Source organism: Protofrankia sp. CiT1 (assembly GCF_917627335.1).
In the GTDB taxonomy this organism is placed as follows: domain Bacteria; phylum Actinomycetota; class Actinomycetes; order Frankiales; family Frankiaceae; genus Protofrankia.
On record NZ_CAKJTP010000153.1, the window covers coordinates 1 to 9479 of the forward strand.

The 9479-nt window shown below is 68.2% G+C and carries 8 protein-coding genes and 1 tRNA gene; 2 read left to right on the forward strand and 7 right to left on the reverse strand.

Features of this window, described 5'->3' with window-relative positions:
• Positions 1-146 precede the first annotated feature (146 nt).
• From MJ785_RS18080 to MJ785_RS18095, 4 genes are all read right to left on the reverse strand, one after another.
• Positions 147-1079: a branched-chain amino acid ABC transporter permease gene (locus MJ785_RS18080; protein ID WP_239308572.1), complete on the reverse strand. Its 933-nt coding sequence runs from the start codon at positions 1077-1079 to the stop codon at positions 147-149.
• A gap of 77 nt (positions 1080-1156) precedes the next feature.
• A complete protein-coding gene (locus tag MJ785_RS18085) occupies positions 1157-2320 on the reverse strand; it encodes a branched-chain amino acid ABC transporter substrate-binding protein (RefSeq protein WP_239308573.1) in 1164 nt (387 codons plus the stop codon).
• A gap of 385 nt (positions 2321-2705) precedes the next feature.
• Positions 2706-4184, reverse strand: coding sequence for a branched-chain amino acid ABC transporter substrate-binding protein (locus tag MJ785_RS18090; protein ID WP_239381930.1), 1479 nt, complete (start codon positions 4182-4184; stop codon positions 2706-2708).
• Entirely contained in the window at positions 4181-4795 is a 615-nt protein-coding gene (locus tag MJ785_RS18095; RefSeq protein ID WP_239308575.1) for an ANTAR domain-containing response regulator, read from the reverse strand. The genes MJ785_RS18090 and MJ785_RS18095 overlap by 4 nt, the downstream gene beginning before the upstream one ends.
• 196 nt (positions 4796-4991) lie before the next feature.
• Here MJ785_RS18095 and MJ785_RS18100 point away from each other — a divergent pair.
• Positions 4992-5064 (forward strand) — tRNA-Leu (locus MJ785_RS18100).
• Between the two features lie 525 nt (positions 5065-5589).
• Here MJ785_RS18100 and MJ785_RS18105 read toward each other — a convergent pair.
• From MJ785_RS18105 to MJ785_RS18115, 3 genes are all read right to left on the reverse strand, one after another.
• Positions 5590-6129: a recombinase family protein gene (locus tag MJ785_RS18105; RefSeq protein WP_239381932.1), complete on the reverse strand. Its 540-nt coding sequence runs from the start codon at positions 6127-6129 to the stop codon at positions 5590-5592.
• Between the two features lie 19 nt (positions 6130-6148).
• Complete coding sequence (locus MJ785_RS18110) at positions 6149-6292, reverse strand: hypothetical protein (protein ID WP_239308577.1); 144 nt, start codon at positions 6290-6292, stop codon at positions 6149-6151.
• Positions 6293-6462: 170 nt separating this feature from the next.
• Positions 6463-8787, reverse strand: coding sequence for a sigma factor (locus tag MJ785_RS18115; RefSeq protein ID WP_239308578.1), 2325 nt, complete (start codon positions 8785-8787; stop codon positions 6463-6465).
• Between the two features lie 291 nt (positions 8788-9078).
• On the opposite strand from MJ785_RS18115, the gene MJ785_RS18120 reads away from it, so the two are divergent.
• The coding region (locus MJ785_RS18120; protein WP_239381934.1) for a cytochrome P450 at positions 9079-9479 on the forward strand (401 nt) is incomplete at its 3' end.

The window sequence follows — 9479 nt, forward strand, 5'->3', positions numbered from 1 at the left end:
GAACAGTGATCCGCGGATCCCGGCGAGCGGATGCCCGGCGTCGCCGGACGGGCCGGTCACGACGGCGAACAGCGCCGCTCCACCCATATACACCGCGAGCCGGCGCGCCCAGCTGAACGCCGCGCCGGTACGCGGCCACCCGACGATCATGCCGCCCTGCGCCGGTGTTCACCGAGCAGGCCCGAGGGCCTGACCAGAAGGACGCCCACCAACACGAGAAAGGCAATCACATCCCGGTAGGACGCCTGGAACACATAACCGCCATAACTCTCGACCAGACCAAGGAGCAGACCTCCCACCACCGCGCCACGGACGTTGCCGATACCACCGAGCACGGCGGCGGTAAATGCCTTGACACCCGGAACAAACCCCATCGTATAGGAGGCGTTGAACGTCATCGCGTAAAGGAATCCACCGGCGCCCGCGAGCAGGCCCCCGAGCACAAAAGTGGCGACGATCACCCGTTCGACGTCGACACCCATCAGACGCGCGGTGTCCGCGTCCTGGGCCGTCGCCCGGATCGCCTGGCCCAGCCGGGTGACCGCGACCACCCGGTCCACCACGACGAGCATCACGACCGCCACGCCGAATATGATCACTGTCTGCACAGAGACCGCGGCGCCGAGGACCCGCCCGACGGTCCCGTTGGTGAACAGGTCCGGGACGGGCACGCTCTGGCGGCCGAACTCCTTCCCGGCCAGGTTGGCCGCGAACAGCGAGGCTCCGATGGCGCTGATGAGGTAGGCCAGCCGCGGCGCGCCACGGCGGCGCAGCGGCCGGTAGGCACCGCGCTCCAGAGCGAACGCGGCCAAGCCGCCGGACGCGGCCCCGGCACCGAGCCCGACCGTTACCAGCGCGACGGACGTGAGCCCTGACGGCGTTGCCCCGCCCGCGGGCAGCAGCGCCCGAGCCGCGAACAGCCCGCCGAAGGCACCGAGCATGAAGACCTCGCTGTGGGCGAAGTTGATGAGCGTGAGCACCCCGTAGACGAGGGTGTAGCCAAGAGCTATGACCGCGTACAGGGAACCGATGGTCAGGCCGTCAACCGTCAGCTGCCCGAACTCGTGCGCGAAGCTCATGCTGATGTCCCCCGAATCGCCGGTGGTTCACCGAACCACTGCTGGTGCGCGGTGTCGCGGGCGGTCATGAACGCGGGTCAGGCTTTCATCAGCTCCGCGGTGGTCCCAAGCACTTCCCGCTTGCCAGCGCGGATCCGGTAGACGTAGACGGTCGAACCGGCGACCTCGCCGTTGGGCTGGAACACGATCCGCTTGGTGACTCCCTCGAAATCAACGGATGAGAAGGCCCGGACAACAGCCTCACGGCTGGCACCCGGCCCGAGCTTACGCAGGACCTCGATGACCGCGTTCGTCGCGTCATATGCCTCACCGGAGTAGGTGCCCGGCCGCGTACCGTTGTTCACCCGTTTGAAGTCGGCGACGAAGCCGGCGGCCTTCGGGTCGCTGTTGGCGTCGCCACATGGGCAGGTCAGATACGCGCCTTCCGCGCTCGCGGCACCCGCCTGGGTGACGAACTGGTCGTCGTTCGACCCGTCTCCGCTCATGATCGCCCCGGTGAAGCCCTTGGCCCGCAGCGCCTTGGTCAATAGGGCGAATTCCCCATAATAGCCGGAGTAGAATATCACGTCCGGCTGCTCGGAAATTATCTTCGTCGCCTCGGATGTGTAGTCCTTCGTCGGGTTGATGCCATCGCTCACGACATTCACCCCCTGCGCCGCCAGCTCTTTTTTCAACACCGTCGACAGCCCGGTGCCGTATTCGCTCTTGTCATCGAGGGAGAACACCTTCTTGGCCTTGAGAGCCTTTGCGACGTAATCCGCGGCGGCGGTGCCCTGTACGGTGTCGGGGGCAATCACGCGGAAAAAAGTCCCAAAACCCAGCGAGGTGAGCTGCGGGTTTGTCGCGGACGGGCTCACGGAGAGGAGTTTGGCCTGGCTGTAAAGCGGCTCGCTGGCTTTGGTCGCGCCCGAGAAGATCGGCCCGATGACAGCGATGACGCCCGAGTTGTCAATCAGCTTCTGGGCCGCGGTGGGCCCCTGCTCCGGGGTGCCCTGATCATCCGTCTGGACCAGCCGGAGAGTGAACGGGAGCCCGCCGCTGGTGTTGGCGCGATCGACCGCGGTTCGCAGGCCGTTGATCGCGTTGATGCCGAGCTGCGAGCTGTCGCCCGACAGCGGCCCCTGGAAGCCGATGATGTATTCGGGGCGCCCGCTTCCCGAGGAGCCTCCCCCGCACGCGCCGACGGTCAGCGCGATCGCAAGCAATCCAGCGGCTCCCGCCGCCATGGTCCGCCTCGCCATACCGTGTCCCTTCATCCATTTTAGTAAGACAATTCAGGCAAATCGTCATCAAGCATAACGCGAAGGATGCCAGCTCTCCCAACAGAAAGGTCATCCGACCGGTGCCGCGCACGACGGCCTCACGCCGCACCCACGCCACGCGGCCGCCGCCATCCACCGCGCCTGCTCTGCCCAGCTTGCTGGCCATACTGTCGGAAACGTAGTCGCTACGAGCAGCAACTGAAAGCTGAGAACGCCCGTGTCGTCACAGTTTTCCAGTTATGGCGTGTTACGGAAGTTGTCGGACGAAATCGTGGCGTGCGGCCGGATCGCCGGCCCGGCCGCCGGGTCGAGCCGCGCACGTTCGGGACGGCGCGGACGGCGCGGACGGCCCGGACCGCGCGGATTACGGCCGGCGCACCCGCAGCACCACGAACGCCCGGTTGCGCACCGCATAGATGGTCACGAGCGGCGCCACCGCGTCACCCCACGCATCAAAGCCGACCTCGCCGGTGGCCCCGACGAAGCGGCCCTGCCTCAGCGCGGCGATGACAGCGGCCCTGGCAGCGCCATTCACGCCGGGCCGGCCTGGCAGAACACTGCTGGCCGCCCGCAACAGCACACCGGCGGCGTCGTAGGCGTACGCGGCGACGGACGGAATCACATCGGCGGCCGCTGTCGGCGGGGGGACGGCAAGGCCCGGGTCACCGGTCACGGCCGAGCCGTCACCGCGGATGACGGCCGGCGGACCAGCCTCGGAGCCGAGGCCGGAGCCGGAGCCGAGCGCACGAGAGGTGGCCGAGACGGCCGGATCAGCGATGCGGGTGCCGGCGTCCCGGTTGCCGCGGCCACCCCATCGGTGCAGGTAGGCCGCGGCGAACGAGCCGGCCCGCGGCAGTTCGGAAAGCGGCGCGCCGAGATCGACGACTGTGTCTCCCTCAGCGGCGCCCTCCGCCCGCTCGGGATAACGAGGGTCGCCCAGCCCGTCGGAACCGAGAACAGCGACGGCCAGGCCCTGACCGGCCAGTTCGGTACGCAGCTGCGCGGCAAAGGCGAAGCCCGTCGCCACGTACAGCAGGTCCGGGGCTTCGGCACGTACCCTCTCGACTACCGAGGCCACCTCGGACTCGTCATCCAGGCTGCCGTGGACTTTGTGTATTCCCGTGACGGTGGCGCCCAGCTGGCGGGCGTCGGAGGCGAATCGCTGCGCGAGGGAGGTACCGAAGCCGGGGCCACCGTCCACCACCGTGATCCGGCGGCGGCCCATGGTCGTCACGGCGTACTCGGCGCTGGTCCAAGCCGCCAGGACGTCGGTGCCGCTCAGCCGGAAGTAACCTGGATACGGCCGGCTCCGGGCGGTGGCGCTGGTGGCCGCGGTCGCGTCCGCGAGGCCCGTGAGTTCAGGGCGGCTGTTGGACGGGGAGACCACGGCAATCCCGGCGGCGCTCAGCGTAGGCACAGCGACCATGGCGACCGTAGAGCTCAACGGCCCGACGACGCCGATCACCGTTTCGTCAGCGGCCAGTTCACCAGCTGCCCGGGCGCCTCCGTCCGGCCGGGACAGGTCGTCCTGAAGGCTCAGACGGATCTTCCAGCCGGGGATCGCCGCGTCCGCGTTTGCCTCGTCGACCGCGAGCCGCACGGCGTTGCGAACCGCGCCGCCCAGCGAGGCGAGATCTCCGGACAACGGAGCCATCAGCCCAAGCGTGGCCGTCCGCGGTTGCGGCCGCGACGGGCTACCAGCAGACGGTGCGGTACTGAATTTTACCGCGTACGCCGCCCCGACCGCCCCCGCCGCAACGATCAGGGCGACCAGCGCGGCAACCAGCGCCCGCGTGGGCGGTACCCGGTGTCCCCGCCGGGTGGGCGGTGACCAGTCGATCACGCTCCGGGTATGGCCTCACCGGGCAATGCCTCGCCAGACAGGATGCCTTCGGCCACCGCGCGCATCGTGCGCCGCTGATTCATCGAGGTGCGCTGGATCCAGCGGAAGGCGTCCGGCTCGGTCATCGCGTGCTCGGTCTGCAGGACCCCCTTGGCCCGCTCAATGATCTTTCGAGCCTCCAGGCGGCCCTGTAGATCCTCGACCTCGGCCTCCAGGCTCACGATCTCGGTGAAGCGGCTCACAGCCATCTCGATCGTCGGCAGCAGGTCCTTCTTCTGGAACGGCTTGACGACGTAGGCCATCGCCCCGGCCTCACGGGCTCGTTCCACGAGCTCTCGCTGGCTGAACGCGGTCAGGATCACCACCGGCGCAATGCGTTCCTTGGCGATGTGCCCACCGGCCTCGATCCCGTCCATACGAGGCATCTTGACGTCGAGAATGACCAGGTCGGGCCGAAGCTTGGTGGCAAGGCTGACGGCCATCTCGCCGTCACCGGCCTCACCGACCACCTCGTAGCCCTCCTCCTGCAACATCTCACGAAGATCAAGACGGATCAGCGCCTCGTCCTCGGCGATCAGCACCCGGCGGGGGGTCGAGGATGGCTGGCTCATCGGGTCGGACTCCTGGGCTCGCAGGGCTAGGATGATGCCGTTGACCCGCCGTAACACCGGGGCGGTCGGTCGATCCGCACCTTACCCGGCTAGAGTCGTCAAGGAAGCGCTACCTGCATATCGGCCAGCCCGGTAGCTGGATAACCCAACAGCCGGTCACCCTCAGCACCTGATGATCATACAGTAAAAGCAGTATGCCCCTGTACTCCAACGGCAGAGAGACGGTGCTCAAACCACCGACAGTGTGGGTTCGAATCCCACCGGGGGCACAACGCAGAAGGTTGCGGGTGGGAGATCATGGTAGGTCTTCATCTTCGTCTCCTCGGTATGGCGCACCGCTTGCGGGTCGGATAGCGGGAGCACAACCGCCTCCGTGCTGGTGTCGGCGACGGCGCGGATCGTCTCGCCGGACAGGGTGATCCGGCAGGTTACGATCTTCGTCTCGTGGTTGTAGTGCATCTCCAGACACAGCGCCTCGAACAGGCGCCGGGACAGCGGATCGGGAAGCTCAGCGAGGTCGACCGCGCTGACCGGTAGTTGACCCAGGAGAGCCGGGTTCGGCGCCTGGTGCACCTCCTCCTCAACCTCGGCGATCCGCCGTTCCAGCTGCCCGCGTTCGGCGAGCGGTTCGGCGCGGCGTTCGTTGATGTCCCGGATGAGCTCCGGGTCGGGCGGCTCGGCCACCTCCAGGCTGCGGATCAGCCGCTTCCTCTTGTTCTCGGTCTCGGCCAGCGCCTTGCGCAGGGCACCCAGCCGCCGGTCGCGTTCCCGCTGCCGGCCGGCGACGAGCCCGTTCAGCTGGGCACCGAGGAGATCACGCCGGTAGTGGCCGAAGACACGCTCCGCGAGGAAACCGCTGAGACCGGCAAGCAGCGCCTCCTCCCGGATCCAGAAACTGGAGATGGCTGGATGTCCCGGCGGGTTGTAGCCCTTCTTCGGCGAACACACGTAGTAGGGGTGTCCCGGACGGACTTCCCCAGCATCCGCCGCCCACACAGCGCGCAGAACAGGTAGCTGCGCAGCCGGTACACCCGCCGGCTCTGCGGATGCCGGTTCACCCCCGACGCGGTACGCGACCGTTCCCGGCGCAGACCCACCTGCTGGGCCAGCACGAACGACTCCAGATCGACCAGCGCCTCATGCACCGGCACCGGTGACCACACCCACTCCCCCACCGGGTTGAGCCGGTTCTTCCCGTTGCCCTTGCGTGCCCGCCGGTTCCACACCATGTGCCCGGTGTACTTCGGGTTGGTCACCACGTCCCGGACGTTGGAGTAGGTCCACCGCCCCACCGCCCGCCCCTCCCCGATCGGGACCGGCGGCGGGTTGCCCACCAGATCACGGTTGAGCCGGTCAGCGACACCCCTCGGCCCTCGCCTGCTCGACCAGACGCCGCGCGAGCTCCTCGTCGAGCACCGCAGCGTCGCTCTCGGCGCTGGCGGCTGCTGGTTCGCCCGCGATGGTCTCCGCTGCCGGATCTGTCGTCATGCTGGTCATCTGGCGCCTCCTCTACCTGCACCTATGCACAGAGTGCGACAGGAGAGTTACACCGTTGGTTTTACAGTCCCGCACGGTGCTCAGGCCGAGGAGTTCGCCAAGAAGGCCCAAGGGATGCCGTCCACCACCGTCGACCGCTTCATGCGGGGTCTTCCACGGTTGCCGTGGGGCTACTGTTCGACCACGCGGAGGGCCGGGTTTCCCGCAGGGCGGAAGGCGCGCCACGCGGCCTTGCCGGGCGGGTGGTAGAGCGTGAGCTTGGCGGCGTCGGTGCCGGTGAACGCGGTGGGATCCTGTGCCGGCGGCTGCGTGCCGAGGTACACGGCGCGCAGCGCCACGTTGTTCGTGAACACGTGCGGCCCGAGCTTGCGCAGGCCGGGCGCGTACACCGACAGCAGCTTGGGGTTGTTGGTGATGGAGTAGTGCCAGGCGGTGGTGAGCATCGGTGCCCAGACCTGTTGCAGGGTGGCGAAGCCGGTAATGGCGTTCTTGTCCAGCGTCTGCAGCTTCGGCAGGCGCAGGACCTTCACTCCGGTCCCCTGGGCCGCGTCGCCGTTGAGGTCGAAGCAGTTGATCCCCATGTATGTGAGGCTCGGCAGATGCACGGCGCGCAGCGCGTGTGTGTCGTTGAGCCCGTTTCGGCCGATCGATTCGAGGTTCGGGGCGGCGAAGTACTGCAACCGTGAAGTGTCGTCGAACGCGAAGTCGCCCACTGTCACCGCACGTGGCAGGTTCACCTTCAGCAGGTACTGGTTGCGTCGGAAGGCGTCCCTGCCGATGGTGATGGCGCTGGGCAGGTACACGACGGCGAGCCGCGCGTACGGGGCGTGACCGAAGGCCATCACGCCGACTGTGCGGGCGCCGCGCAGACTGACGCTGGCGAAGTTGTGGTTGCTGAAGGTGCCGTCCTTGACCTCGTCGAGGTCGTCGAGGACGAGATCCTTGACCCAGGTGTCCCACCAGCCGTTGTACCACAGGTAGGGCCAGTCGCCGCCTCGTGCGGTCTGGCCGGCGCAGGCCAGGCCCGAGGTGGGTGTGCACTCCCGGCCGCCTTGCAGCGAACGCAGGTTGTACACGTGCAGCCGGCGCAGGTTGGTCAGGTCGAGACCGCCGCTGGTTTCGGGCTTGTGCAGTGTCTGTAGTGCCGTCAGGTCCGTGTCGTTGAGGGCGGTGCCTCCGGTGAGGTAGAGGGCCAGCCCGCTGCCGCGGGCCAGCCGGTCGCGGATCTGCGCCAGCTGGCCTTTCAGCGGCGAGGCGGCAGCTTTCGACACGTCATACTGCACGGCGACGGTGCCGGCCGGGAGTGTGTGGTCGCCGGGCTTGGTCACCTGGTAGCGGTACGTCTCCGAACGGTTCAGGTCGGGGTCTCCGATGAAGACAGGATCGACGCCCGGATCGGCCCCAGGATCGGCGGCTTTCGGTGACGGGCTGCGTGACGGGGTCGCCGACCCGGAAGCAGAGGCGCCCGAGGTCGGCACCGCTGTGTCGGCAGCGGCGCCTGTCGGTGCGGTGCCGGTCGTGACGAAGCCCGGCACCTTCTCGCGCCGTCCGCTCAGTACGGCGGCGGTGACGGCGGCGACCCCGCCGGCGGCCGCGACACCTATCACCGCGACGGCGCGCCGCCTACTCAGCGCCATCCCCCTGGGCTGGGCGCGGAGGAGCGCTGCGTCGGTCGTGCTGCCGGAGCGGGCGCTCGCATTGTCGCCGCCCCCGCCGACAATGCCGCCGCCCGGTTGGCCGAGAACCTTCGCCGTCAATCCCGCGGGGACAGGCACGAGCATTGCGCCGACCAGCAGCCGCTCGGTCGGGACCAGTTCCGCGCACCAGCGGTCGCACTCCAGGCATTCCCGGGTGTGGCGGGCAAGGCGTTCGCGCCACAAGCTGCTCGGCCGACCCTCCCAGCCCAGAAGGAGTTCGTCGAGAACGGAGCACCGCGCTGTGGCGTGCAACGCGCGTATCATCGCTCGGGCAGCGTCGAGCTGGGCGCACATGCGGCGCACCCGGAGCGTAAGATCCGGCGTGCTCAACCGCAGCGCGTCGGCCAGCTCGCCGCAGGTGAACTGACCGGCCGACTCCAGCCACCACAGCGACAGCAACTCCACATCATCACCGTCAAGCCAGCGCGCCGCTTCCGCGAGCTCCCTGCGCTGCCCGGTCAGCTGCAGGCCGGCGATGGCGAGGTCCACGAAGTCGGCTCCCGGACCGGCGACATCGAGCAGCTCCGCGGTGTCGGCGGGGGCTCGCCACCGTCCGCGTACCTGCCGCATCGTGATCGCGATCAGCCATGGGTGGAACCGCTGCGCATCCCGCAGCCCGGGTAGACCACGGATGACCTGCAGCATCGTCTCCTGGACGACGTCATCGACATCGGCGTGGGCCGTCATCGCCCAGCCCACGATGTTGTAGACCAGCGGCAGGTACGCCTCGACCAACTGGTCGAGCGCGCGCTCATCCCCGGCAGCCGCCGCGGCGACCGTCACCTGCATCTCTCGCATTGCCCGTGCCACCCGACGCAGCATGCCATCGTGCTGAAGAGGAGATGCCCGGTGGTAGCGGGACATTACGAGAAGCTGGGCGGTGACGTATGGGATGTGTCGATTATCACACGCCGCCGATTCGCCCAGCCCAGCTCCGGGGTGAGCGGAGCCGACCGAGTGTCGAGACATCCATCGGCCCGCCGCATACACTCAGTTGTCTGACCGCCAAGGAGTGGCTCATGCCTCGGCTGTCCTGCGCCGAGCATGGTTCGAGTAGCGGAACAACACCCGCATTGTCCTGGCGACGGTATGAGTGAGCTCGCGGCCGCCCCACGCGAGATCGCCGACTGTGCTGGCCCGCGTGGACTGCCGCTGTTGGGTAATCCGCACCAGCTCGACCTGACCCGTCTCAGCGCGGTGCTGGAGGGCTGGGCCGACCAGTACGGCCCGCTGTACCGCATCCGCATGGGCCGTCGGGACGCGCTGGCGGTGGCCGATGTCGAGGCCGTCAACACAATGCTGCGCCAGCGCCCGGACGGGTACCGGCGGCGACCACTAAGCGCGATCCAGTCGGTACTGGCCGAGTTGGGTATCACTGGTGCGTTCTCCGCCGAGGGCGAGCAGTGGCGGCGGCTACGACGGCTGGCCATGCAGAGCCTGCACGCCGATTACCTGCGCAGGTACTTCGATACCGTGGCGCGGGTCACCAC

Coding starts and splice junctions, on each gene's coding strand:
- MJ785_RS18080 (WP_239308572.1), bottom strand. CDS start 1,079: ATGAGCTTCGCGCACGAGTTCGGGCAGCTGACGGTTGACGGCCTGACC.
- MJ785_RS18085 (WP_239308573.1), bottom strand. CDS start 2,320: ATGGCGAGGCGGACCATGGCGGCGGGAGCCGCTGGATTGCTTGCGATC.
- MJ785_RS18095 (WP_239308575.1), bottom strand. CDS start 4,795: ATGAGCCAGCCATCCTCGACCCCCCGCCGGGTGCTGATCGCCGAGGAC.
- MJ785_RS18110 (WP_239308577.1), bottom strand. CDS start 6,292: ATGACCAGCATGACGACAGATCCGGCAGCGGAGACCATCGCGGGCGAA.
- MJ785_RS18115 (WP_239308578.1), bottom strand. CDS start 8,787: ATGCGAGAGATGCAGGTGACGGTCGCCGCGGCGGCTGCCGGGGATGAG.